Below are 24,593 nucleotides of genomic sequence, written 5' to 3'. Positions count from 1 at the left end.
AACTATACTTAGGTGATCAATAGCGCTACTACTTAGAACTGATCAACACGGCGGCGGCATCGACCTTGCCGCAGCAGAAGCTATCTTCCAACAGGACGACATTACCGTAAAAGTACACCCAAAAAATGTGTTCCTCGAACTAGCACGCATCAACCCAACCGGAAAAGCGATTGCCAGCTCAAATGTTACAATATAACATTACGCAAAATTTCTTAGATTGACTAAAGGCTTCAATACGTTATGCGCCATACCCCGCTCTCCACCCGCCAAAGCAAAGCAAAAAAGACCGCCGCTGTAAGCACCCTCAACCCTCTTGCCCTAGCGGCGGCATTAGTTGCAATACCAGCAACACAAGCGGCTGCTCAAACCGATGTTAGTTTGATTCTGGACGCCTATCACAAGTCTGATCAAACGGCATTGGGTGGGCGTAGCGAAGGCTTTGGCCTGAGCCATTCGGAGCTATCCATCACGCAAAGCATGGGCGAGCACCTACGCGGTAAGCTCACAGCTGTTGCTGATATCAACGAAGATGATTCCGAGTTTGAGCTTGAAGAGGCCTACCTGCAAACCCTAACGCTACCCGCCGGCCTTACCGTTAAAGCAGGCCGTTTTCTAGCGGATATCGGCTACCTCAATAGCCAACACAGCCATAGCGACAGCTTCACAGAGCGCCCGCTAGCGTACCGTGGCTTCTTGGGTGGCCACTACTTTGATGATGGCTTGGGGCTAAGCATTACCCTGCCAACGCAGCTGTACTGGCAAGTCAACGCGGGTATTTTCACAGGTGATGAGTTCGCAGATCGAAACAGCGACAACTCCCTTGGAATTTGGACATTATCGAGCAAAATCGGCGGAGATATCGGCACGGAGCATAGCTGGCAGGCAGGCTTTAGCTACGTACGCAACCGCACCATCGACGACGCTCATGATGAGCATCACCACGATGATCATGATGAAGAGCATGAAGAGGACCATGACGAAGAACACGATGATCACGGTGATGAGCACGACGCCGATCACGACGACCATGGCCATGACGATCATGATGATGGCGGACACCACGGCCACAGCCATGGCGCAGAGTACACGGGCAAGAATATCTACATTGCCGACGTTGTTTGGAAATGGGCACCACAGGGTAACAACCGCCAGCAGCAACTGAAGCTGTCCGGTGAGTATATTCGCGTTACCGACATCAACGAATACGCCGGCAGCAGTGACTACCACAGTGGTTACTACCTATCTGCGGTTTATCGCTTCCTGCCTGAGTGGTCGGTAGGCGTTCGCCACGGCGAGCTAGATGTAAAAAATCCACACGGTGACCACTTCCACGCTGCCGATATCAGCGAAACCAGTGTGATGGTCGCTTGGAACCCAACACACACCCAAACCGTGCGCCTGCAATACACCGAGCAGGATGGCAACGGCTTTGAAGATGACGACAAAGCGATCACTCTGCAATACCAGATCGGGTTTGGTAGCCATGCCGCACATGGTTTCTAAGCCAGTCTATTGGTTGCTGGGTACACTGGGGTCGCTACTAGCGACTCCGGTTTACAGCTTAACCATCTTCGCCTGCGAACCAGAATGGGCCTTACTGGCAAAAGAGTTAGCACCGCAAGCAAAGGTGATTCAAGCCACCCACGCCTACCAAGACCCACACTACATCGAGGCTCGCCCGAGCTTGATCTCGGCGTTTCGCCGCGCTGATCTGGCGATCTGTACCGGAGCTGAGATGGAAATTGGCTGGCTACCCGCACTACAGCAGCGTGCTGGCAATGCACGCCTGCGCGATGGGCAGCCCGCAATGATCTACGCAGCAGATGCCGTTGAAACGATCGATAAGCAAGAGACACACTTCTTGCAAACGGGCCACATCCACGCACAAGGCAACCCGCACTTCCAGCTCGATCCAACACGTTTCGTGCCTGTGGCTGCGTTGATTAGCCAGCGGTTGATAGCGCTAGATCCAGACAACGCCGCTAACCATCTACGCCAACATCGCGCTTGGCATAGTCAGTGGCTGGATCACATCGCACGCTGGGAAAACAGCAGCCAAGTACTCAAGGGTAAGCGGGTTGTTGTGCAGCACAGTATCTTCGATTATCTAATACGCTTTACCGCTATGGAGAAAGTCGCCGATCTCGAACCAGAGCCCGGTGTACCACCTACCATATCCCACCTGCAAAAAGTACAGCAGCAGGTCAGTGTTGCGCCGCCAGATGGTATTTTACGCGCTTGGTATCAAGACGAAAAAAGCAGCCAATGGTTGGCCAAACGCATCGACCGTCCGGTGCTGGATCTACCGGCAAGCCCAGATCCCAATCAAGCACAGCTGTCGAGCTTGGCGGGCTGGTTTGATCTAATTTTCAGCCGTTTGCACGCACTCAATTAATGATGAGTTGGGATCTTATTCTGCTACCGCTGGCAGCGGGCGTTCTGGTATTGCTGAGCCATATTCCCCTTGGCGTGCAGGTGCTAGGGCGTGGCGTTGTGTTTTTAGATCTCGCGATGGCGCAGTTGGCAGCGCTCGGCGGCCAGATCACAAGCTTATACTTCCCCGATAAGCTTTGGATCGCCGCTGGGGGCGTCAGCCTCGCGCTATGCGGTGCAGCATGGGTGGCACTCATTAGCCGCCACTACGCCCACCACCGCGAAGCGATGATCGGCTGCCTCTACGTGGCGTGTGTTTGCATCGGTTTGATTTTGGATAGCCAATCCCATGGCGCATTTGCGCATAAGTCCAGCCATGGCGATATCCTTTGGGTTAATCCAGAGCAGCTTATCCCCCTCTTTGCCGTTGCGCTACTAGTGATAGCTACCCGCTGGAGCTATACCCAACTCACCAACGGCCTACTCTTTTATCCGCTCTTCGCCTTAAGCGTAACCCTATCTGTAGACCTGCTGGGGGTATATCTGGTTTTTGCCAGCTTAATTGTTCCCGCTCTGCTGATACGCGTTTGCAGCTGCCCGCTATGGGTAGGCTACTTTGCGGGTATCGGCGGATACGCCGCAGGCTGCCTGCTGGCGCTATGGCAAGACTGGCCAGCAGGCGCAAGCATCGTCGTGATGTTGATGCTCACCGCTATTGCTGCCGCACTGAGCTTTAGCGGAGTTAGGCGGTTAGCGCTCTTTAGTTAAGAGCCGAAGAGATTGGTTGCCACTAGAGCCTCCCACAATACGCCCGAGCTGCTGACCACCTGCTCGGACGTATCCGGCAGGTTCCGTTACGTTTTTTTAGCACTCTCAATAGACTGGGTTAGTTGCGCTAACACTTTTTCAATATCACTTGCTTTGGTGTGTAGAGTCATTTGTGCTCCACCTACACCAATCACCTCCAGTGACGCCTTACGCGCTAGAAAGCCTAGCAACAACACTGCGGCACCTATAACGTAAAGCATAGGTATGGTTAACTGGTATCCCGCTGCACAAACAACCATACCCATACCATAAAGCCAAAAATGTTTAGTTGAAGCGACTTTGCTGAACTCTGAAATCCGAGCTGGATTGACCGAAAACTGCATATCCAAAAAGGTGTTACGTCCTTGGTATGTAACAAGCGCACTTTCATCCAAAGCGGTGTGATAGCGCTGGCTCACTGCCTCCATATCCTCTTTAATCGGCGTTACATTACCCGTGCTAGCAATAACGCCTTCATCAACAGCCAAGAAACCCAGTACCACTAATCCCACTACCGTAACACCAGCAGAAAACGGCCAATCCAGTCGCATCCACGCAAAAACGACCGCAACAATGACAGGCAAACCAATAACAAGCCAAACCCAATTACGTGTTTTCACTGAAGAAACGGCTGCAATTTCATTTAGCACAAAATTCGAGCCACCCGCTTTGAATAACTCAGAGCGCTCTTCCACCCGCTTGGGTTGAGACGCTACAACTGTTTGCTCTGGCTGCATCGGATGACCACACGAGGGGCAGGAAACAGCAGCATCAGACACCTGATTATTGCACTCAGGACAGGATACTAAAGCCATAAATATTCCTTAAAAGAGAGTTAATCCGTAGTTTTTATAAGACATAAATCGGCGCAGAGGCTAGCAACTTGTGCAGCGCAAAACAATACATAAATAACATTTAATATACGTTGTTGGCTCAGCTCACAGGAGGCTCAAATTTCCTGTGGGCGCGACCGTATTCTGAGATTGATGCGCCAAGCAGGACTAAAAGCACAACGCGGCTATCGTGCCCCGAAGGGCTATTACGGAGGGATACCTGATGTTGTTACTCCGAATGCATTACAGCGAGAGTTCGTTGTCGATGAGCCTAATCAATGGTGGGTGAGCGACATTACTTACATCCACACCCATGAAGGTTTCCTATCTTTAGCCGTGGTGATGGGTCTATATGCACACAATATCGTTGGCTGGTCTATGAGTGAGCGCATAACCGATGAGCTGGTATTGGATGCGCTGACGGCCGCCTATTGGCGCAGAAAGCCAGAGAGAGCAGTACAGTTTCATTCCGATCAAGGATCGCAATACACCAGTCGCCGCTTCAGAAAACTACTGACCGAGTTCAATATTGAGCCGAGTATGAGTCGACGTGGAAATTGTTGGGATAATGCTGTTGCAGAGAGTTTTTTCAGCAATCTGAAGAAAGAGAAAATCAGACGAACAAAGTACAAAACCAGAGATGATGCGAGACAGGCGATGTTTCATTACATCGAGATGTTCTACAATCCCAAGCGCCGACATACGACCAACGGTCGTCAGTCGCCCGCTGACTTTGAGCAGCAGCATTTTGAGAAGCTAGAAAGTATCTAGGAATCTCAGGCCTTACCAAGGTCGGATAGAAAAATGTAGAAAAAACATAATAAAAATCAGATAAGTAGATGCATAGCGAAAACATCAATTAACTAAGAATATTGTCCATAATGACATGCAGTTTCTTTAAAGTAGTATAATACTTAGTTAACAGCGGAAGGGTTAAATCACATTAACTGATTGAAATACTAAAGATTTGAGACAGGATGGAGTCTGCTTGATTAACTTATGGAGCCAACAAGAGATACTTCCGGTTACGTTGCGGTATCGATCTTTTTTTGCTCTGAGATAGAGTAGTAGGCATGATAAATTCTGTGATTTCTGCGTTTGGCGCACAATTCTTCAGTTCGCCATTGGCGAAGCAAACCCTGCTTAAGATGTGCATCAGACTTTCTATAGTTATCACTCTGATGTCTTATATCAGCTATCATCATATCTTCGACCTGCTTGACCAGCGGGTACGCAACAGTCTTATCGAATATATCACCGAGCGAGGAGAGAAAGAGAGCAAGATCTTTCTTGATGCAGAACGCAATCACCGGTTCTTCAAAGAGCGCTTTCTAGAGCAATGGGAAACACGCAAGAATCAGACTGTTTCTTCGGAGGCGGAGCAGCTAATTGTCAGCCTTCCCGATGGAACACGGCGTCTCTACCCGCCAGCGTTTGAAGGCACCCCTCGCAATGATGGTACAGTGAGTCGGTACATAAGTGCCTACATAGGCCAGGACGCCCCACAAACTAATGAGTTTTTAAATAAGCTTATCCTAAGTTACGAGCTCGTAGATCGGTACGGCGAGGCTTGGAGTATGGAATACGCCAATCTCTATGTATCGATGCCCGACAATGTAAATCTGGTCTATTGGCCGGAAGTCAACTGGGGACAGCACGCTGAGGCCGATTTAGATGTAAACAAAGAGGAATGGGTTTATGTCGCAAATCACCAAAATAACCCAGCAAGGGATCAGGTCTGGACCGGTTTGTATTACGACCAGACTGCCGATGAATGGATGGTGTCATTGGCGTCTCCGGTCTATCAAGAGGACGACCACCTCATCAATGTCGGGCACGATATTCTGCTGAATAAGCTGTTTGACAGTGCTTTTAATGACAAGCTACCGGGTACAGAGAACCTCATTTTTCGACGTGACGGCAGAGTCATTGCCAACCAAAGTTTAGCTGAAGCGCTAGAGAAGCATCAGGGAGTGCTCCATGCCAAAGATGTGAATAATGATGGCATTAGGCAGATTATCTTACACGCCTGTGCTTTGCTGGAAAAAGATGCAGAAACCCCATTCGTAGTTGAGTCCAAAGAGGTTGATGCGTTAATTGCAGTGACCAAAATTGAAGGGCCTGATTGGTACTTTATAAATATCTATCCTAAATCTCTACTGTCTTCAACAGCCCAACAAACTGCATTAATCGTGTGTTTGGTGGGATTATTCTCTTTAATTGTTGAGTTAATTATCCTGTTCTACATTATGAAAGATCAGGTGATCAGACCATTGACTGTCTTTACCCACTTTTCAAAGTCGTTTCAGCTATCAAGATCACAGTCCATTGCTAATCTCAAAAGCGACCCGATCTTTTCTCAAAAAGATGAGATTGGTCACTTAGCTAAAACGCTAACCTCGATGGCGAATTTAATAAACAAGCAAAATTTGTTTATGGAGGAGCAGGTTAGCTCTAAAACTCGGGAGCTAAATGAGACCAACCAAGCGTTAGCGAAAGAGGCCCACTCCAGAAAAACCATCATGGAAGCGCTGCATACCATCGCTAAAGATGTTTCCGGGCTTCAAGGCGTCGATTACTTTGATTCCTTAGGGGAGTTTCTCTCAACCTCCCTGGAGGCTGATATGGTGATTATTTCCAAACTTTCTAAGGATAGGTCAGAGATACATGGGCTGTCTGTGTATATTGACGGCAAAAAAGTCCCTGACCTTTGCTATCCATTAAAAGGCACACCTTGTGAGATAGTTATCAACGAAGGGGCACAAATATACAACAGCAATGTACAAGAACTCTTCCCGGATGATGACGACCTCGTCAAATTGAACCTTCACTCATATATTGGTACGCCCATGCATGGGGTCAACGGTGATGTCGTCGGGCATCTCGCGGTGCTCAGACGTGGTGCCTTTAAAGAGTCAGAACAAACAAAACTCATTATTGACTCCGTGACCTCCAGAGCCTCCAGTGAGCTTTTACGAGGTATTCAAGAACATATCATCAGCAAGCAGGCAGAAACAGATGACCTGACCGGGGTATTTAATCGCTCTACTTTTATCAAAATATTGGATCAAGCGATTCACGCAACAGAGAGGCACGGTGGAAGTTTAGCGGTCATCTTTATCGATATCGATAACTTTAAAATGATCAATGACCACGTGGGCCATTCCAACGGGGACAAGGTACTCAAAACCTTTGCTGCACGGATGCAAACTGTTCTGCGAGCTGAAGATACAGTTGGCCGCTTGGGAGGGGATGAGTTTGTTGTGCTGTTGCCAAATATCCAAGAAAGCTACGCTGCCGAGAAAGTAGCCAAGGCACTGCAACAGGAACTGGCAAAAGAGATCAAACTGACTTCCGAAAAGACTATCGTTACCTGTAGCCTTGGTGTTGCGCTATACCCCAGCGATGGACTAAATCATGAGGCTTTATTAAACAGCGCAGATACCGCAATGTATCGCGCTAAAGAGCTAGGGCGTAATAATATTCAGTTCTTTACGTCTGAAATGAATGCTGAAGTAGAGCGGGTACGCCAGTTAGAACGTGACCTATATCTGTCAATCACTCACAAAAACTTCGAGGTCTATTATCAGCCCATTGTTGATTTAACGACAGGCGCCGTTGTTAAGCTCGAGGCATTGGTGCGCTGGAATGATCCTAATAGAGGCTTGGTTGCACCGAGTGATTTTATTCCTATTGCTGAAAGAACGGGGCAAATTACGAGTATCAGCGAGTTCGTGCTGGAACAACTATGTCTGGACATGCAGCACCTGAAGAAACATTTCGCGCAATTGGAGCGCGTAACGATCAATTGTTCGCCAAGAGTGTTACAACATCAGAATTGCCACAAATACATCGCTAAAGCACTCGAACGTCATAATATCGACCCGAGTAATCTAGAGCTGGAGATAACCGAAAGTATCTTTATCGATGATAGGGATGATTCAGCGGTTAAGAAGTTGAATTATTTACGGGAGATAGGAGTAAGCATCTCGCTTGATGATTTTGGAACAGGCTATTCATCCTTGTCCTATTTAAGACGAATACCCGTTGACTGTCTTAAGATAGACCGAAGCTTTATTCAAAATGTAATAAATAATATTGACGATATTATTCTGGTAGAAAATATTGTCAGCTTAGCTAAAGGGTTTAACCTTTCGGTAGTCGCTGAAGGTGTTGAAGATAAAGACCAATGCCTTCTGATTAAGGGCGCTGGTTGTAACTTGGTACAAGGCTATTACTTTTCGAGGCCCCTACCTATCGATCAACTATTGAACCTTGACCTGAATATGATTGACTAGTCGGTGGTTAAATATTGAAAATAAAAACGGGGGAAGTAAAAGATGTATCGCTCTATGCATATAGCGCTTAGCATCCTACAATCTTGCCCAAAAACAAAGCGTTAGCCGAGCCAAAAGTTGTGCGAATCAATGGCACAATGGGTGTGAAATTATAGTAATAGATGACAAAAAACGAAGAGGATATATTTGCGTTACAAAAGTCACCACCATATTTAGTGTGAAATTTTTGTAAACTGGGTAATAGATAACAAATGAAGCCACAGAATTGGTAGGACTAGGCAGATTCGAACTGCCGATCCACAAGGCTCTAAGCGTAACCAACTGATTTTATTAGACTTACTAATCCAGCCCTGAGGTAAAGAATACCAGAGTTTTGTACCAGTAATCTAGACTTCCAATAATGAGCTTAACCCTTATTATTTGGCTATGTATTAGCCGTACCCCCTTTACTTCTACCAGGTAACGGAGGAATCTTTGATTGCTCAATACCTTCTTTAATCCATGCCGACCATTGCTTTAGACTATTTCCACCTCGAAGCATTGTTCCTTCACTCCAGTCTAAGTTAAACTCGTCTGAAATGAATTTTCCGTAATCGGTACCAGAAGACAGTTTTTCTTCTGATAACTTCTCAATACACTTAATCATTGACTGTTCATTCTTAGTCGAAGTCCAAATTGACTCAGTAGAACCGCCATGCTTTTGTAACAGAGCGTGATTGATTACGAATTCACCATCAACTTCAATGATCATTTCGAACCGCTTAAGAACAGTTAGAGCGTTTCTATAACCACTTTCCTCGAGTGAAGTGTAGGTATCACCTTGTTCAAGTAATGAAAATGCTTTTTGAACTATAAAAGGAGAAACTGGCGGCGCAAAGACTACACTTTTTTGTTTCCCCTTTCTCCTTCTTGCTAAAGCTGAGCTTGAACTAGTCGGGACACCTGTATCCTGAACAACATATTTCGCCCCGGTTTTGACAAGAAAACCTGTCAGTTGGAAATACTTAACTAGGCGCCGAGCATAAATATTCCATGTCTTTTCGCTGTGTGACGCTTTTGGTAGTGAGTCTTTCAGGGCATCTACTACTTTACTATGATCGATTATCTTCCCAGAATAATTTTTAAAGAGTGATAACTTAAGAGAGTGTTTAGCAAACTTCTGACGTATTACATCAAGAGCACTGAATTCTGTTAATTGCTGAATACTATGATGAATTTTAAAGCTAGAACCTTTTCTCTCCGCTATTCCTAGCATTACTAAATCGGCCCCAACATTGAGAACAGTTCGTTCGTTAAGACCCGTTTCAGAAGATATGTCTTGAGCAGAGGTTAAATCCGTATTATTAAGCACCTTTGCTACATTCATTAGAGCCACAAAATCAGATGTCGGAATGAAGTTATAAGGAATAACAGGGACCTTGCCTGTTACTAGATAATCTTTGAATATATCCCAGTAAATGTTAAGACGATCACCACTTCGAATAACCATTCGCTTGTTAACAAGATTGCTGACATCTGCAACACTAGACAGCTCAATTATTTCACTCCAATCGGCAGGGGCTTTATTAGCAATCAGATCAAGACAAGTTCTTTCCGAAGCAGTTAGTAGTTCGATATCAGTATCGAAAAGTCGGCCCACATCTAAATCAACTAAAGATAGATCAGTTCCATTCCCCTTCTTATAGCTCTCCCGAAGATTTATACATAATTTTTTTAGCAACCAAGGAAAACCTTGGCAACTATAAGAAATTTGATGGCGAATTTCAGGCACTACCTTGTGATCAAACTCTTTTTCAAAGGTCGTAATGGACTTAGATATTTCACCGCTGTCAAACAAATCAAGTCTATACTCTCTTCGAAGATCAGCTAAGTTATGCCACATGTGATACGCAGGGTGGTCTTGATGAGTAGTGCTATCAGTTTTCCAAGCGAAACCCAATACAAGATTTCCTTTGAATGCTGCGACGTCAATCATTAGATCTTGAGCAGCTGTAAACACGTTAAACAGTTCTGGCTTCGAGTATAGCTCTTCGAACTGATCACAAACCAAACAAACCACTTTTTGTTCTTTTGCAACAGAGTCTAGATAGCTCTGAATACTGTCGGAAGCAAGAGGACTATTAGGATCATTCAGTTGAAGAGGTATATCGCTGCCAAAGCCTGCCTTTTGAGCTTCTCTTAAAGCCTTCAATAAAGATGCGCTTATATATGAAGGAGACTTTGCACCTCGAATATCAACAGCATACACAAAGTACTTTTTGCGGTAGTGCTGGTTACGTGATCGATCTCTAACCTTGGCGATTAAGGAGCTTTTTCCTAACCCAGAATTCCCAGTAATGGCAAAAATTCTTGAAGTACTTGTTTTATCCTTGGCGTTACCTAGAAAGGTTAATATTTCTTTTTGGAGATCGTCTCTACCTACAAAGTCTTTTGGACGTGCAGGTCGGTAGTCATCCCATGAATCACCTGTTTGGACTTCAACAACATTTGGTAATTTGTTAGCTGTATCTGTTGAAGGAGCGCTATCTTCTGTAACTTGCCCAACAGTGAGATCATAATCAGCAATCGTTGACTCAAGTTTAGATATATTAGATATCGTATCTATAGCCTGAATATGCTTACCTGTTTGTGCACTATATAGAAGCACCCCATCAGGTGTTCCAGCTTTTAGGGTGTAAACAGCCCAATATCTGCCGTACTTACTAATAAGCAGGGTCCAGCTACCAAGTAGGTCTTTATCGCCCATGAAATCTACAGCTCTATCGATAGGCGGAGCAGTAATTACAGAAGCATCTCTCAAAGCCTCAATAACTTTGCTTGGAGTATAAAAACTGTATTTTGAGGATTCTTCTACTGATTTCCTACTCCACTTATCAACAAGCCCCTGGGCATCTTTACCATATTCTGAAGTACTAACTAACCACCCTTCTTGGTAGTCGTGAGTTATCACAGTTCCTATCAGTTTTGTGAGAATAGGGGCATTGATTTTTTCTTTTTGTGCCTTGCACTCTACATAGACTTCTTTCTGACTTACTTTGTGCTTACAGAGCAAATCAAGCTCAACACCAGTGACACGAATCTCTTCAATGACATCATAACCTTGTGCTTCAAGGAGATCTCTCGACAACTTTTCAAATAGATCACCTTTTGCTTTATTTGGTTCGTTCTTCTCGCAGGCAACTTCAATCTTCATCCGTAAACTCACAATGTATGATGCTAAATTACTCCAGCTACAAAATATAACACACATGTAACTATTTGATAGCAATTGGAAATACTATATTTGTCAGAAAAATTTATCCGACTTTTCTATTTTGTTCGAATACCTGTTCTTCCCCCCTACCCTTAGCTCTTAGCATTTCTAATAATCTATAAACGCATTTTCTTTAGATCGAAAGGAATACCTTTTACATGTTGTAAAAAGCACTACTCCGGACACATCACCAATCCGATTTAACTAGTTTATTTCGAGCACAACGAGACCGTCTTACTGAGGTACACCCTATAAATACAGCCAATAAGTGTCTCTTAAAGGTTAACTTATCTCTAAACGATACAGTACTGTCTCAGCATCTAGAGTTAACTGAGACACCCAAGGAAGATATATGAACATCTTTGCTTACTGCCGAGTATCCACTCTTGATCAGGATACAGGCATTCAGGAAGCAGCTTTACGCAAAGCCTATCCAACTGCAGTAGTTAGAAAAGAGACTGCATCAGGAACGACCACAGAAGGTCGAGGAGTTCTTGAGTTGCTACTTGAAGTCATCAACGAGGGTGACAAGTTGGTTGTCTGGAAGCTGGATCGCTTGGCTAGGAACATGAATGACCTCACCAATATTGTTCAGACTCTGGAAGACAAAGGCGCTTCATTGGAAATACTGGATCAGAAGATCGACACCAGTACAGCTAGTGGCAAAGCTTTCCTACAAATGCTGGGTGTATTCGCCGAGTTCGAGACAAACCTCCGTAAAGAGCGACAGATGGCGGGTATTGTCAAAGCTAAGGCAGAGGGTAAGTACAGAGGAAAACAGCCTAGTATCGACCCAGAGAAGGTGAAACAGCTTAAAGCTGACGGCATGGGAGCGACCTCAATTGCTCGTGAATTAGGTATTGGTAGAGCTTCTGTATATCGCATATTAAACAGATGACTACTGATCATTTGATATACCACCCCTTAGGAATAAATGACTAAGGGAAAGCTATAGATAGATACTTAAAGTCTACTCTTAGTCATACTCTGTGTTACCTAGGCTATAGGGTTACACAGGGTCTATCCCTGTGCTCTCTTCAATGATTATTACTATTAATGATAATACCTATTGTCATTGTAACCCTCGATTGACACAGCCTTCAGTGATCATACGCTATGGATTACTTCAGGTCAGCTTAATGCTGGCCTTTTGTTTTCGAGCCGTGAAACATTCCGTGGAACATGCAATTTACCATGCCTGTCTATTCACCTGATGTTTTCTTAGTGCTGCTTAACGCCTTCTTCATACTCCTCTTTAGACCAAGAGATATCAAAGCCCACACCATAAGAATAAATAACCGGTGTAAATAACAGCGAGTATTTACACACTATTTTCATATATTTAACATCAGGCTCAATATTACACACTATGTATATTTGAGCTTGATAATACATAGAAGAAGAGAGGGCTACATTGACACAACAAGACTGGAAAGTACGCACTGAGCAAAAGCGATGCGAGATGTATGAGAAGCGAGGCTTGAAGATTCTAAAGAAGGACTCCTTGCCTGACATAATATACGGACAATTCGAAGGATACCCTCAAGGTTCGAAGCTAACTACCTCAGAGCTGCGGGCTCATATAGACGCATATTGGGATCATGGTGTACCCAGCCCACAACAAATGACAAACGCCTTAGCATCATTAGTGAAGCGAGGATATCTCGAAAGGGATGGGAGAAACTATCTCATAAAAGGAGAACGCTCAAGCGATTTGTCTGCATCAGTCCTCTCCAGCAACAGAGCTGAGAGTTTTGGTCGTACACTAAGCGCTATGATCGTAGACTCCTTTCCAGTCAAAAAGGACAAAACCATCCCCGCGTATTCCTATGACACTCAAGGTATCTGTATAGAAAAATACTCACCTGGACAATCAGGTTTACATTTCATGGTTATCAACGAGCGTCCCCGTTTCCTCATCCTTCCGACATACTCAGATGGGCCTGAAGGAATCATCAAAGCTGCTTTTGACGCACTACAGCCACGCTATGCTACCGGATGTGATGTTTATCCGATTGCATCGATGATCTACTTCAAGGAATGCACAAAGATCAATGAACATTACCGAAAGATATTCAAGCATTTCACTAGTAAGAAAATGATCATCGATATGGGTGAAGGTCGTCTTGCTTTGTCACTGCGTCTCGATTGGCTGTATTACTCAGATGAATCAACTAAAGAGTGGTTTAATTCTCAACTAGAGCGTTTAAAGCAATCTTCTAAAGACTGATACCACTGAATGAAAGAAGCGCTGATTGAACAAGATGACCACGCTGGTAATATTTGCAGAGCAGCAAGGTACATAGGGATATGAAAGTTTGGGAGGCATAGCGCCTCCTATTGTTTTCAAGTTACGATGTCATCTCCAACATTCAAGGAGCTAAGGAAATGCAACACACGGAAAACGGATTAACTCAATATGAAGTTGATCAACGTGAGCAGGAGTTATTAAGTCGCGGATACAGACAAGTTAGCTGGAACTCTCAACTTGATGACGGCGAATACGCAATATCTCAGTACTCAGGTGATGCCAGCGACTTCGGTGATAACGTGGTTTTTGCTATCAAGTATACGTAATTAAAGGAGGCTCGAGGCCTCCCTATTGTTTTCAAGCTACAAAGTAATCTCTGAGTAGTCGATCTTGTTTATGTTATCCCTTAGCTCGACCATGAATGACTCGTAGTGCAGCCCGTAGTTATCTCCGGCTGTCCGTTCCTTCTGGCTCTTCCAACCACCAAGCAGCTCAGCATTCTCTTTACTGATCTCGTAAGCCCTAGCATTGGCACGGAAGGTATGCCTGAAACTGTGGAAGTCTCTGATGATCTGCTCATCTGTTTTAGGCTTGAGCCCCAAGCGTTTAAGCATCGGATTAAACCGTTTGCTGTAGGTGAACGAGTATGTACCATCGGCAGCCGCTAGAGCCACACAGGGGAACAATCGACCATTATCAACACTCTGGACGTACTCCAAAAAACCAGCGTCTATCAGCACCTGTGGGACAGGTATCTTGCGTTGACTGTTGGCTGTCTCGGCTTTCTTATCCTCACCTGTTTCAGTATCTAGCTCAGTGTTCACATCCAGATACCAGACATCACCAGCTTGCTTAACGTCAGCCTTCGTAAGCTGCAAGATTTCATTTGAGCGCATGCCTGTAGTAAGGGAGATACGAGGGCACCAGTAGTCAGAAGGACGCTCAGCCCCCTGAGTCTCGTCAAAGATAGCCTGCAGCTCTTCAGGTCTATATGGCACTCGTTGCTTGCTCTTGCCCTTTTGAACGGTAATACCTGCAGCCCTGTTCTTGTCGATCCATTCTTCTTGCTCAGCGTGACTGAACAGGGAATTGATAAATACAAACTTCTTCTTAACAGTAGTCGGAGACAACAGGGGCAGCTCTTCCTCTGCAGCAATCTCGACCAGTTCATCCAGTGACTTATCTTTGAGCCTTGGAATAATTGTGTAGCGCTGGGGTAACTGGTGCAGCAGTGCAATGAAGTCTCTGAGCTGTTCACGGGTAATAGTACTTGGATCAACATCAGCACCAATGAACTCCATGAATTGTTCATAGACCCCAACAGGATCACGCAGAGTCTTACCTGCTCACTCACCACGATCTGTTTTGTACTTAGTAAAAGATTCAATGATCTCTTTGAGAGGTTTGTAGTCCTGCGTTGCCTTTTCCGTACTCAGGCGATGCTCAGAGAGTCTTGGTGCCAGCTCTGGCGAAGACTTCCAGTTTCCATAGAAGCGATCCTCAGCTATCTTGGATAGCTCCATAAACCGCCAGCAGATACGTTCAGTTAAAGCTCTATACTCATCACTACCTTCAGTCAGAAGTACATTGTTTTCTTCAAGAATCATATCCACATGAGATTGCACCATTCTCAGTTGGGATTTATATCCTCCTTCCAGAGCATCAGCTATGAAGGAACTGGCATCTGCATATCCCTCAGTATCAAAACCGACAAGGTAGTTTTCAAAGTCGCCAACATCTTCCATGTCATCAACAGTAGTCTGAAGCCACCTCTGTGCTAACGCTTCGATGTCTTTAGTGCTCAACGTGACCTTATCTCTAGCCTGCTGAAAGAGAGCCTGAGTGTCAGCATAGCCAGACGCGAAGAGACGCTTAGCTTCTATCAGGTCACGGGTGAAAAGTGAATATTTGATTACAGACTTACCGATCTGATCACGGATGTCTTTAGGAACACCTACGCGTAGATAGTAGATGCCACTGTCAGGATGTTTCCAAGGAGATGCCATACAACCCATTTCCAAACTCCACGTTGTACGTGAAGCAACTGATTTGAACGCGGCTTTGTACCAGTGTTTTGTACCAGTTGCAATTATGCTGGGTTCAGTAAGTCTTTGAAATCAGAAGAAGTTATTAAGAAACAATAACTTAAGAGAAGTGGTAGGACTAGGCAGATTCGAACTGCCGACCTCTACCATGTCAAGGTAGCGCTCTAACCAACTGAGCTATAGTCCTAAAGTGTGGTGCGTATTATAGAGATGCGCGGTTGCAGCGCAACCGTTTTTTCACACTTTTTTGGCGGTCTAATCAATTATTCCGTGCTCTATCGCAAACTTGGTTAGGCCTGCGGCTGTGTGGATATTGAGCTTCTGCTTAATGTTCTGGCGGTGGGTCTCTACAGTACGTACTGAGATGTCTAAGCTGCGGGCGATCTCTTTGTTACTACCGCCTTCGGCCAGCAGGCGCAGCACCATCTCTTCACGCTTGGTGAGCTGATCGCGGCGGCCATTGGTTGGCTGCGTTTTGGTTTGAGTTTCATCGAGTAGCGTTTCGGTGGCTTTGGGGCAGAAGTAACTGCCGCCTTGGTAGACTAGCTCAATTGCTTTGATCAACTCATCAGAAGACACATCTTTCAGCACATACCCCGCCGCGCCTGATTGCATCAACTGCATAATGTATTCACGGTTTTCGTGCATCGATAAGATCAGGATTTTCATAGCCGGGAAGCGCAAACGCAGCTCTTTAGAGGCCTCTAGACCGCTCATGACCGGCATAGAGACATCCATCAACACCACATCAGGTTGCTCACTCTCGGCAACTGATAGGGCTTCGAGCCCGTTAGAGGCTTGGCCAATCACGTTAATCGACGGGTGGTCACTTAAGCAGGCATTGATTCCGTCGCGTACTAACGGGTGGTCATCAACTAACAACACGTCGATCATGCTCTCTCCCCAAATACTGTTCGAGTGGCAGCCGGACTAAAATAGTCGTCCCACTGCCCTGTTCTGATTTAATAGTAAGCTCTCCGCTCAGCAGTTCAATGCGGTCGGTCATATTTAGTAGCCCAATACCGCACTCCTCTGCCACGGGCGTGATGAAGCCGCACCCATTGTCAGCCACGCAGGTGTAGATATCGCCCTCTTTCTCCCAAATGCGCAGGTTCACCGCTGTCGCTTCAGCGTGTTTCTCTGCATTGTGCAGCGCTTCTTGAATCGTGCGATACAAGGTAATTTCGATATCTTCGGGCAGGCGCTCATCCGGTAGCTGCATATTCGTTTTGATCACCCAGCCGGTGCGCTCGCGATACTCAAGCAGCAAGCTATTAAGCGCTGATGCTAGCCCCATATCATCCAGTAGGCTGGGCCGCAGATCGTGGGATACTCGGCGTACCTCTTGAATTGCGAGATTAAGTATCTCAAGCGCTTTGTCGATCTCTTGGTGCGCAGGGTTTGCTGCTTGGCCCAGCTTGCGCATGGCCAGCTCCATCCGAAACTTAGCCGATACCATGAGCTGGTTGATGCCATCGTGCAGTTCCCGCGCAAAGTGGCGGCGCTGATTCACCTGAAATTGTACGGACTTGTGAGCCAGTTGACGGATGCGACGGCTCGCAATCCGACTCTCGTGCAGGTTAAACGCCACGCCCACCGTGACAATAATAACAATGGATAACGCGGCCACTAGAATGACAGAGAAGAAAGCGCTGTGGATATTGTGCGTAACCTCTTCGCGCGCTTTGGTCACATCTGCGGCGATATCGTCAACATATAGCCCAGTGCCAATCATCCACCCCCAGCGCGGCAATGTGACCACAAACGCCAGTTTATCAACCGCCCCGCCATCAGTGGGTTTGTGCCACATATAACGATGATAACCACCCTCTTTCGCCACACTGAGTAGATCGCGGATAACATAATCACCGGCGACATCACGCAGGTTATAGAGGGCTTTGCCTTCAAGCTCGGGAAGTGTCGGGTGCATGAGGTTGACGCCTTGAGCGTCGTAGACAAAAAAGTAGCCGTTATCACCAAATGTAAGGCCACGCAGGATACGCAGCACCTCTTGCTGGGCTTCTAATTCGTGCATCCAGGTTGCTGAAAGCACTGGCGATAGCGATGTCATCGCCAAGTCCATGTAGTTTTGCAGCTCGGAACGCTTTGATGCGAGTAGGTTCTCTTCAAAGGTTTGAATCTGCGTTGCTGCAAGCTCTCTGGCCTGCTTAAGGTTGACGTATGTTATCGTCGCTGTGACAAAGATCAGCGGGATGATAGCCATCGCTAATACTTTGATTTTTAGCGGCATTTGAGGGTCTCTCAGTTAGCTATACGATGCAATATGGCGCAGGGGTAAAGCGCAACTCACACACCGAGGATTTATCAGTGCACCCACTCTCGCCTATCGGCATTCTAACTTCAACGTTTGATTTGATAAATCTATAACTAAAGTTGTTTGCAGTCTGCGCCGATTAAGCTTATAAGTACGCTGTGTAAAACGTAACCAATCGATTGTTCTGTAGTTCGCCACACCCGCTATACTGTGGTTAGGGTTACAGATTAGGTAACTAGGCATGAATGCGGGTCTCACCCAAGGCTATATACGGCACCCCCAGCAGATTCCAGCTGACGTATCAGCATCTGCCGCCCCAGCTATCACCTCAAAAGAAGCGCTTGCCGATAACCATGTAGGCATCAGCTTCACCACCCAACGCTTCTACGCATCGGGCAAACACCTCAAAGTGTGCATCAAGGTCAGCCAGCCCTATTTTAGCGCTGTGGGAAAAGTTGCATGGTGCATTCCCGAGCCTGATGGGAGCTTCACAACCGGCATCGTGTTTGATGGTGATGAGATCGCTTACTCGGCACGAATGGCCGAACAGATCTGCCATATCGAGCAGTACCGACGTGATATCGAATGCAATGAGGGCCGCAAACTATCCGCAGAAGCAGCCGCTGCAGAGTGGATTGTTTTATACGCGCACGACTTTCCGGGTCTTAACTCCATTACCCACCGTTAAGTCGCACGCTTTATAGCTTGCTAATTTATGTGGCAGCGTGCTTTAAGCGCTCTAGCTCATCGCGGTACTTGGCAGCCAGTTCAAACTCTAAGTTTTTCGCCGCTTCATACATTTTGTCTTCCAACTGGCTCATCGCCTTCATCAACTCTTTGGTCGATAGCGTTGCCGCATCCACTTGATAATCGCCCGCTTTATCCGCCGCTTTCTTAGCGGTACGTGCCGCCTTACGTCCCGGTACCGTTGTCGCACCTTCCATAATATCGGCAATCGATTTGACGATACCTTTTGGCGTGATGCCATGCTTTTCATTGTGCGCCATCTGCTTCTCACGGCGGCGCTCGGTCTCATCGAGGGCGCGTTGCATCGAACCCGTAACGCGATCCGCGTAAAGAATCGCTCGGCCATTCACGTTTCGTGCGGCGCGGCCAATGGTCTGGATCAATGAGGTTTCAGAGCGCAGGAAGCCCTCTTTGTCGGCATCTAGGATAGCCACCAGCCCCACCTCCGGCATATCGATACCCTCACGCAGCAGGTTGATACCTACCAGTACATCGAACTCACCAATACGCAGATCACGAATAATCTCAACGCGCTCAACGGTATCGATATCTGAGTGTAGATAGCGCACTTTAACGCCATGTTCGGCGAGGTACTCGGTTAAATCTTCAGCCATCCGTTTGGTCAACACGGTCACCACGGTGCGCAGTTTCTTGCTTACCATATCTTGGATTTCTGTGAGCAGATCATCCACTTGGGTGGAGGCAGGTTTGATATCCACCACCGGATCAAGCAAACCTGTCGGGCGTACAACCTGTTCGACCACCTGTCCAGCGTTCGCGGCTTCATACTTACTAGGCGTTGCCGAAACAAAGATCATCTGCGGTGCGAGTGCTTCCCATTCCTCAAACTTTAAGGGGCGGTTATCGAGTGCAGATGGCAGGCGGAAGCCATACTCCACCAGCGTCTCTTTACGGGAGCGGTCGCCTTTATACATGGCACCTAATTGAGGAATCGTCACATGGGATTCATCGATCACAACCAATGCATCGTCAGGCAGATAATCGAAGAGCGTTGGTGGCGCATCGCCGGAGTCGCGGCCAGAGAGATACCGCGAGTAGTTCTCGATCCCAGAGCAGTAGCCTAGCTCCATGATCATCTCCATGTCATACATGGTGCGCTGTTCAAGCCGCTGTAACTCCACGAGTTTATTGGCTTTTTTAAGCTGTTCTAATCGCTCTGCCAGCTCAACTTTAATCTTATCAACCGCGCCCACCAATATATCCCGCGGGGTAACATAGTGCGTTTTTGGATAGATGGTGGTGCGTGGTACTTGGCGCAACACCTCACCGGTTAGCGGATCAAAATAGCTGAGGTTTTCTACTTCGTCATCGAACAGCTCAATACGTACTGCCTCGCGCTCAGATTCGGCCGGGAAGACATCAATCACATCTCCGCGCACACGATAGGTACCACGATGGAGTTCAATATCATTGCGGGTGTACTGCAGCTCAGCCAGACGACGCAAAATCTGACGCTGATCGGTCTCTTCACCGCGATCAAGGTGCAACATCATCGATAGATAGGATTGCGGATCACCCAAACCATAGATCGCTGACACCGTCGCAACAATAATCGCATCATCGCGCTCTAGCAGTGCTTTGGTTGCCGAGAGCCGCATCTGCTCGATGTGGTCGTTGATGGAGGCGTCTTTCTCGATAAAGGTGTCCGAAGCAGGAACATAAGCTTCCGGCTGGTAGTAATCATAGTAGGAGACAAAATACTCCACCGCATTATCGGGAAAGAACTCCCGAAACTCGCCATAAAGCTGCGCCGCCAGCGTCTTATTGTGGGCAAGGATAATCGTTGGGCGCTGCGCTGCAGCAATCACATTCGCTATCGTAAAGGTCTTGCCCGAGCCAGTCACACCGAGCAAGGTTTGCGCGGCTAAACCCGCATCGATGCCCTCTACCAAGCCTTTTATTGCCGTGGGCTGATCACCTGCGGGGGCAAACGGCGAGTTAACCTTGAAACGCTGCTTCATATCTGCTGACTACCTCAATGATCGCGGAAGAATCGAACAGTATAACGATGATGACTCCGCGCTGACCACTTAACCTGTTGATGGCGGTGGTATGTTGATAACTAAGTCTTGGCCCGCTCCGCCAAAAGTGGCAGGGCAAAATACGTCATCGCTGTGTAGAACAAAGCGAACGTAAAACCGGTTAGTGGCTGCATTCTCTCGTAATCAAGCAGATACAACAGCTCATTCACTACGTAAAACGCGCCCAAATTACTCAAAAAACACATCAGGTTGGCTTTTATACCGTGGCGTTTACGCAGCCACGCTAAGTTCTTTTCCCATGTCGAACGCGGCACGCGCGCACTTGATGCAAGTCGATTCATTAATCCCTCTTATAGGTGTTGTGGCACACCCTCTCCTTTTCGTTACAAGCACAGCCTCACTCAGGCAGCTCAAAACATGAGAATTATAATTATTTCCAACAACATATAATAGTTGCCGCACCTCTTGCATAAAAAACAACTGCGATTCTGCGGTGCAGCAGTCATATCTTTTCTGTATAATTGGCCAGCTTAAAGAGACAACCTTTCCTGTTCGCTGTCACGGACACTCTTTGGTCTTTAAGCGCCTACGCAATCCATTCTTTTATGAGGATTTAGACTTGGACGTTCAACTTTCAGACCGTGTTAACCGTATCAAACCATCGCCAACACTTGCTGTAACAAACCGTGCAGCAGAACTTCGTGCGGCTGGTAACGATATTATTGGCCTCGGCGCTGGCGAACCCGATTTCGACACGCCGGAACACATCAAGGACGCTGCAGTAAACGCCATTGATAATGGCATGACCAAATACACCGCAGTTGATGGCACCCCCGGTCTGAAAAAAGCGATTATTAACAAGTTCCAAACCGAAAATAATCTCTCATACGAAGCGAACCAAATTTTGGTTTCTAGCGGCGGAAAGCAGAGCTTTTTCAATCTTGCGCTGGCGCTACTCAATGAAGGCGACGAAGTCATCATCCCTGCGCCATTTTGGGTGTCTTACCCCGATATGGTACTTGTAGCCGATGGCAAGCCAGTCATTATTACCACCACCCAAGCTAACCGTTTCAAGATCACACCTGAACAACTTGAAGAAGCTATCACACACCGTACGCGCTTAGTTGTGCTTAATAGTCCATCTAACCCAACCGGTGTCGCTTACACGCACGAAGAGCTAGCAGCGTTAGGTGAAGTACTGCAGCGCTTCCCGAATGTTTTGGTGGCCAGCGATGATATGTATGAGCATATCCGCTTTAACGACCAGCCGTTTTGCAACATTCTTAATGCGTGCCCAGAGCTCTACGACCGCACGATCGTGTTGAATGGTGTTTCTAAAGCTTACTCAATGACAGGCTGGCGTATCGGCTACGCGGCCGGCCCTGCAAAGCTGATTGGTGCGATGAAAAAAGTGCAATCTCAGAGCACGTCCAACCCATCATCTATCTCGCAAGCGGCGGCACAAGCTGCACTTGAGGGTGGTTTAGAGTGTGTTGAGAAGATGGTGGTCTCGTTCAAAGAGCGCCACGAGTTTGTCGTCAACGCGCTGAATGATATTGAAGGTGTGGAGTGCATCCCTGCCGACGGTACTTTCTACGCTTTCCCAAGCTTCGCAGCAGTGATCGAGAGCGATTCTCGCTTCAATGACGATATTGAACTGGCCGAGTTTCTACTCAACGAAGCAGGTGTGGCCCTTGTACCGGGTTCAGCTTTTGGTGCACCGGGCAACATGCGCCTTTCTTTTGCCACGGGCCTGAGCACCCTCGAAGATGCGATCAGCCGCATCAAGAACGCTCTCGCGTAACGCTACCTCCCCAAACAAGCCGAGCACATGCTCGGCTTTTTATAGCAGTATCTGCTCCGAACACCGCTGCTCTACGTAGGTTAATAACTGAACTAGAGCAACCTCTCGTTCAACTCTATTCGTGATGACACTTCTCCATCACGTAACAAATCTTTACGTAATAGCTATTGCTCAAAAAAGGCACACATCATTATAATGCTCTTTTTTAGCACGACCGGTCTAGTTAAAATGGTACAAGGCAGAAAAGCTGCACATAGCCGCGAGGATATCCTCGCGAAAGGCTTCGACTTATTTAGCCGCCAGGGTTATCACGCCACAGGCTTAGCCACCATTCTAAAGGAGTGTCAGGTATCGAAAGGCTCGTTTTACAACTTCTTCGGTAGTAAAGAGCAGTTTGCTATCGAAATCCTCGACCACTACCACCAAGCCGAGTGGGAGAAATGGGAGCAAGAGTTTAACCGCGTAGAAGGGCGCATCTTTGCCAAGATGCGCATCATCTTGGAGCAAAAAATCCAGATGCGTGAGCAAAACGCAGACCACTACGGCTGCCTGCTTGCCAACCTCACAGGTGAACTGGGGGATTGCGACTCTAGCTTTAACGCAACAATTCGCACCTATATTCAACAGATACTTGATGCCATCACCGGCGACTTCGAAGAGGCACAGCGCGATGGCGATATTCGATCGGATATCGATGCCAGAACGCTAGCGTGCGCTTTTTGGGATAGCTGGCAAGGAGCACTTCTGCGCGTGAAGGTTGAAAACACCGCAACCCCAATGCGTGAGACCATCGAGCTTTATTGGAATCATATTTTACCGCCAAAACAACAGGAGACAGCGGATGAAAGCCCGTCATAATCGTTTTATCAAAGCAGGGATCGCCGCTTTGATGATCAGTTCAAGTTCCATGATGGCGGCCGCTGAAGGCAAGCCCCAAGGGCTGCCAGCTGAAGTCATCAAGGTTGCGCAAAGCACGTTAACCAGCGAGCTACGCGCTGTCGGCAAGCTTGAAGCTTGGGAGAGTGCAGTCATTCGTCCAGAGCAAAATGGCGTGATCGAAAAGGTGCTCTTTGAGGAGAGCCAATCAGTTAAAGCGGGCGACACCCTCTTTGAGCTGGAAGCGTCAACCTATCGTGCGGCGGTGGCCGAAGCGCGCGCACGCGTTAGCCTAAGCCAAAGCGAATACAAACGCGCCGACCAACTCCTCAAAAAACGAGTTGGCTCTGCAACCGAACGTGATACCGCACTGGCTCAACTGCGCGTGAATGAAGCGCAATTGCAAGTTGCCCAAACACAGCTGGCAAAAATGCGCATCAAAGCCCCCTTTGACGGCGTCATCGCACTGCGCAGCGTGTCCCCCGGTGATTATGTGACCGCAGGCCAAGATCTCGTTGAGTTGGCTGATATCAGCAAGATGAAGGTGGAGTTTAGTTTGCCGGAGATCGCGCTAAGCCAGATTAGCAAAGGCCAGCAGATCAATTTGCAAATCCCTGCCTACCCCAATGAAACGTTTAGCGGCGAAATCTATACGATCTCACCACTGATCGACCCACGTAGCCATAGCATTAAAGTGAAGGCACGCATTGAGAACAGCAGCGGTAAATTACGCCCCGGCCTGTTCAGCAAGATCAAAGTGCTGCTAGGAACCGATGACCAAGCACTTCTCGTACCCGAGGAGGCGATCATTCCCAACAACAACACTTTTTTGGTGATGAAGGTAGATGAGAACAACACTGTGGGTATGGTGCCGGTGCAGCTCGGTGTCCGTAAAGACGCCAAAGTGCAAGTGATCTCAGGGCTGAATGCAGATGATGTCATCGTCACAGCAGGCCATATCAAATTGCGCCCGGGTATGCCGATCACCCCTATTTTTCCACAGCCGGCTAAACAGGAAGGCTAATCGC

Annotated in this window: 20 protein-coding genes and 1 tRNA gene; 12 read left to right on the top strand and 9 right to left on the bottom strand. The window is 47.2% G+C overall.

Translation table 11 applies throughout. The features are described from left to right. The first annotated feature begins 240 nt into the window (after positions 1 to 240). Genes E4L36_RS05245 through E4L36_RS05235 form a run of 3 tightly spaced genes read left to right on the top strand, consistent with a single transcriptional unit; the run spans position 241 to position 3,141 of the window. Positions 241 to 1,503, top strand: a complete 1,263-nt coding sequence (locus E4L36_RS05245) for a hypothetical protein (protein ID WP_169051476.1) — start codon at positions 241 to 243, stop codon at positions 1,501 to 1,503. Continuing rightward, the gene (locus tag E4L36_RS05240) at positions 1,484 to 2,395 is read left to right on the top strand and encodes a zinc ABC transporter substrate-binding protein (RefSeq protein WP_206064512.1); all 912 of its coding nucleotides are present in this window, start codon (positions 1,484 to 1,486) and stop codon (positions 2,393 to 2,395) included. Before E4L36_RS05245 ends, E4L36_RS05240 begins: the two co-directional genes overlap by 20 nt. Further along, on the top strand, positions 2,395 to 3,141 hold the full coding sequence (locus E4L36_RS05235; protein WP_136679565.1) for a metal ABC transporter permease: 747 nt from the start codon (positions 2,395 to 2,397) through the stop codon (positions 3,139 to 3,141). The genes E4L36_RS05240 and E4L36_RS05235 overlap by 1 nt, the downstream gene beginning before the upstream one ends. Before the next feature lie 86 nt (positions 3,142 to 3,227). On the opposite strand, the gene E4L36_RS05230 is transcribed toward E4L36_RS05235, so the two are convergent. Next, entirely contained in the window at positions 3,228 to 3,995 is a 768-nt protein-coding gene (locus E4L36_RS05230) for a zinc ribbon domain-containing protein (RefSeq protein ID WP_136679563.1), read from the bottom strand. A 93-nt stretch (positions 3,996 to 4,088) separates the two neighbouring features. Between E4L36_RS05230 and E4L36_RS05225 the strand changes: the two genes are divergently transcribed. Further along, a complete protein-coding gene (locus E4L36_RS05225) occupies positions 4,089 to 4,784 on the top strand; it encodes an IS3 family transposase (protein ID WP_346763626.1) in 696 nt (231 codons plus the stop codon). Between the two features lie 302 nt (positions 4,785 to 5,086). Further along, positions 5,087 to 8,311 (top strand): EAL domain-containing protein, encoded by a 3,225-nt coding sequence (locus E4L36_RS05220; protein ID WP_136679559.1) that lies wholly within the window; start codon positions 5,087 to 5,089, stop codon positions 8,309 to 8,311. A 424-nt stretch (positions 8,312 to 8,735) separates the two neighbouring features. Here E4L36_RS05220 and E4L36_RS05215 read toward each other — a convergent pair whose 3' ends face one another. Beyond that, entirely contained in the window at positions 8,736 to 11,504 is a 2,769-nt protein-coding gene (locus E4L36_RS05215) for a restriction endonuclease (RefSeq protein ID WP_136679558.1), read from the bottom strand. 412 nt (positions 11,505 to 11,916) lie between these two features. Between E4L36_RS05215 and E4L36_RS05210 the strand changes: the two genes are divergently transcribed. The 3 genes from E4L36_RS05210 to E4L36_RS05200 all read left to right on the top strand — a co-directional run bounded on the left by E4L36_RS05210 (position 11,917) and on the right by E4L36_RS05200 (position 14,141). After that, positions 11,917 to 12,462 carry a recombinase family protein gene (locus E4L36_RS05210; RefSeq protein WP_136679555.1) on the top strand — a complete coding sequence of 182 codons (546 nt, stop codon included), beginning with the start codon at positions 11,917 to 11,919 and terminating at the stop codon, positions 12,460 to 12,462. A 564-nt stretch (positions 12,463 to 13,026) separates the two neighbouring features. Then, on the top strand, positions 13,027 to 13,794 hold the full coding sequence (locus E4L36_RS05205; RefSeq protein WP_169051475.1) for a hypothetical protein: 768 nt from the start codon (positions 13,027 to 13,029) through the stop codon (positions 13,792 to 13,794). A 158-nt stretch (positions 13,795 to 13,952) separates the two neighbouring features. Next, positions 13,953 to 14,141, top strand: coding sequence for a hypothetical protein (locus tag E4L36_RS05200; protein WP_136679551.1), 189 nt, complete (start codon positions 13,953 to 13,955; stop codon positions 14,139 to 14,141). A 36-nt stretch (positions 14,142 to 14,177) separates the two neighbouring features. On the opposite strand, the gene E4L36_RS05195 is transcribed toward E4L36_RS05200, so the two are convergent. The 5 genes from E4L36_RS05195 to E4L36_RS05175 all read right to left on the bottom strand — a co-directional run bounded on the left by E4L36_RS05195 (position 14,178) and on the right by E4L36_RS05175 (position 18,111). Further along, positions 14,178 to 15,116: a site-specific integrase gene (locus E4L36_RS05195; RefSeq protein ID WP_136679549.1), complete on the bottom strand. Its 939-nt coding sequence runs from the start codon at positions 15,114 to 15,116 to the stop codon at positions 14,178 to 14,180. A 45-nt stretch (positions 15,117 to 15,161) separates the two neighbouring features. Continuing rightward, complete coding sequence (locus E4L36_RS05190) at positions 15,162 to 15,821, bottom strand: DUF6538 domain-containing protein (protein ID WP_136679548.1); 660 nt, start codon at positions 15,819 to 15,821, stop codon at positions 15,162 to 15,164. A 149-nt stretch (positions 15,822 to 15,970) separates the two neighbouring features. Further along, positions 15,971 to 16,047, bottom strand: a tRNA-Val gene (locus E4L36_RS05185). Positions 16,048 to 16,115: 68 nt separating this feature from the next. Continuing rightward, on the bottom strand, positions 16,116 to 16,754 hold the full coding sequence (locus E4L36_RS05180; RefSeq protein WP_127694075.1) for a response regulator transcription factor: 639 nt from the start codon (positions 16,752 to 16,754) through the stop codon (positions 16,116 to 16,118). Further along, positions 16,732 to 18,111 carry a cache domain-containing protein gene (locus E4L36_RS05175; RefSeq protein ID WP_136679546.1) on the bottom strand — a complete coding sequence of 460 codons (1,380 nt, stop codon included), beginning with the start codon at positions 18,109 to 18,111 and terminating at the stop codon, positions 16,732 to 16,734. The genes E4L36_RS05180 and E4L36_RS05175 overlap by 23 nt, the downstream gene beginning before the upstream one ends. Positions 18,112 to 18,376: 265 nt before the next feature. Between E4L36_RS05175 and E4L36_RS05170 the strand changes: the two genes are divergently transcribed. Next, entirely contained in the window at positions 18,377 to 18,823 is a 447-nt protein-coding gene (locus E4L36_RS05170) for a hypothetical protein (RefSeq protein ID WP_127694077.1), read from the top strand. Between the two features lie 25 nt (positions 18,824 to 18,848). On the opposite strand, the gene uvrB is transcribed toward E4L36_RS05170, so the two are convergent. Both uvrB and E4L36_RS05160 read right to left on the bottom strand, forming a co-directional pair. Continuing rightward, the gene (uvrB, locus tag E4L36_RS05165) at positions 18,849 to 20,864 is read right to left on the bottom strand and encodes an excinuclease ABC subunit UvrB (RefSeq protein ID WP_127694078.1); all 2,016 of its coding nucleotides are present in this window, start codon (positions 20,862 to 20,864) and stop codon (positions 18,849 to 18,851) included. Positions 20,865 to 20,965: 101 nt separating this feature from the next. Then, positions 20,966 to 21,226 (bottom strand): hypothetical protein, encoded by a 261-nt coding sequence (locus tag E4L36_RS05160; RefSeq protein WP_136679544.1) that lies wholly within the window; start codon positions 21,224 to 21,226, stop codon positions 20,966 to 20,968. Positions 21,227 to 21,504: 278 nt separating this feature from the next. Between E4L36_RS05160 and E4L36_RS05155 the strand changes: the two genes are divergently transcribed. From E4L36_RS05155 to E4L36_RS05145, 3 genes are all read left to right on the top strand, one after another. Beyond that, positions 21,505 to 22,689 (top strand): pyridoxal phosphate-dependent aminotransferase, encoded by a 1,185-nt coding sequence (locus E4L36_RS05155; RefSeq protein WP_136679543.1) that lies wholly within the window; start codon positions 21,505 to 21,507, stop codon positions 22,687 to 22,689. A 228-nt stretch (positions 22,690 to 22,917) separates the two neighbouring features. Continuing rightward, entirely contained in the window at positions 22,918 to 23,547 is a 630-nt protein-coding gene (locus E4L36_RS05150) for a TetR/AcrR family transcriptional regulator (RefSeq protein ID WP_169051474.1), read from the top strand. Then, positions 23,531 to 24,589 carry an efflux RND transporter periplasmic adaptor subunit gene (locus E4L36_RS05145; protein WP_136679539.1) on the top strand — a complete coding sequence of 353 codons (1,059 nt, stop codon included), beginning with the start codon at positions 23,531 to 23,533 and terminating at the stop codon, positions 24,587 to 24,589. Before E4L36_RS05150 ends, E4L36_RS05145 begins: the two co-directional genes overlap by 17 nt. Positions 24,590 to 24,593: the final 4 nt, after the last annotated feature.

The organism is Neptunomonas sp. XY-337 (assembly GCF_004959845.1).
In the GTDB taxonomy this organism is placed as follows: domain Bacteria; phylum Pseudomonadota; class Gammaproteobacteria; order Pseudomonadales; family Balneatricaceae; genus Neptunomonas; species Neptunomonas marina.
Note: the sequence above shows the minus strand (reverse complement) of the source record. Positions and strands in the feature narration are given on the sequence as shown.

Excerpts from the sequence above, each read along its gene's own strand:
- E4L36_RS05245 (WP_169051476.1), top strand. The coding sequence starts at position 241 with ATGCGCCATACCCCGCTCTCCACCCGCCAAAGCAAAGCAAAAAAGACC.
- E4L36_RS05240 (WP_206064512.1), top strand. The coding sequence starts at position 1,484 with ATGCCGCACATGGTTTCTAAGCCAGTCTATTGGTTGCTGGGTACACTG.
- E4L36_RS05235 (WP_136679565.1), top strand. The coding sequence starts at position 2,395 with ATGATGAGTTGGGATCTTATTCTGCTACCGCTGGCAGCGGGCGTTCTG.
- E4L36_RS05230 (WP_136679563.1), bottom strand. The coding sequence starts at position 3,995 with ATGGCTTTAGTATCCTGTCCTGAGTGCAATAATCAGGTGTCTGATGCT.
- E4L36_RS05220 (WP_136679559.1), top strand. The coding sequence starts at position 5,087 with ATGATAAATTCTGTGATTTCTGCGTTTGGCGCACAATTCTTCAGTTCG.
- E4L36_RS05215 (WP_136679558.1), bottom strand. The coding sequence starts at position 11,504 with ATGAAGATTGAAGTTGCCTGCGAGAAGAACGAACCAAATAAAGCAAAA.
- E4L36_RS05210 (WP_136679555.1), top strand. The coding sequence starts at position 11,917 with ATGAACATCTTTGCTTACTGCCGAGTATCCACTCTTGATCAGGATACA.
- E4L36_RS05205 (WP_169051475.1), top strand. The coding sequence starts at position 13,027 with ATGTATGAGAAGCGAGGCTTGAAGATTCTAAAGAAGGACTCCTTGCCT.
- E4L36_RS05200 (WP_136679551.1), top strand. The coding sequence starts at position 13,953 with ATGCAACACACGGAAAACGGATTAACTCAATATGAAGTTGATCAACGT.
- E4L36_RS05195 (WP_136679549.1), bottom strand. The coding sequence starts at position 15,116 with ATGGAGTTCATTGGTGCTGATGTTGATCCAAGTACTATTACCCGTGAA.
- E4L36_RS05190 (WP_136679548.1), bottom strand. The coding sequence starts at position 15,821 with ATGGCATCTCCTTGGAAACATCCTGACAGTGGCATCTACTATCTACGC.
- E4L36_RS05180 (WP_127694075.1), bottom strand. The coding sequence starts at position 16,754 with ATGATCGACGTGTTGTTAGTTGATGACCACCCGTTAGTACGCGACGGA.
- E4L36_RS05175 (WP_136679546.1), bottom strand. The coding sequence starts at position 18,111 with ATGCCGCTAAAAATCAAAGTATTAGCGATGGCTATCATCCCGCTGATC.
- E4L36_RS05170 (WP_127694077.1), top strand. The coding sequence starts at position 18,377 with ATGAATGCGGGTCTCACCCAAGGCTATATACGGCACCCCCAGCAGATT.
- uvrB (WP_127694078.1), bottom strand. The coding sequence starts at position 20,864 with ATGAAGCAGCGTTTCAAGGTTAACTCGCCGTTTGCCCCCGCAGGTGAT.
- E4L36_RS05160 (WP_136679544.1), bottom strand. The coding sequence starts at position 21,226 with ATGAATCGACTTGCATCAAGTGCGCGCGTGCCGCGTTCGACATGGGAA.
- E4L36_RS05150 (WP_169051474.1), top strand. The coding sequence starts at position 22,918 with ATGGTACAAGGCAGAAAAGCTGCACATAGCCGCGAGGATATCCTCGCG.
- E4L36_RS05145 (WP_136679539.1), top strand. The coding sequence starts at position 23,531 with ATGAAAGCCCGTCATAATCGTTTTATCAAAGCAGGGATCGCCGCTTTG.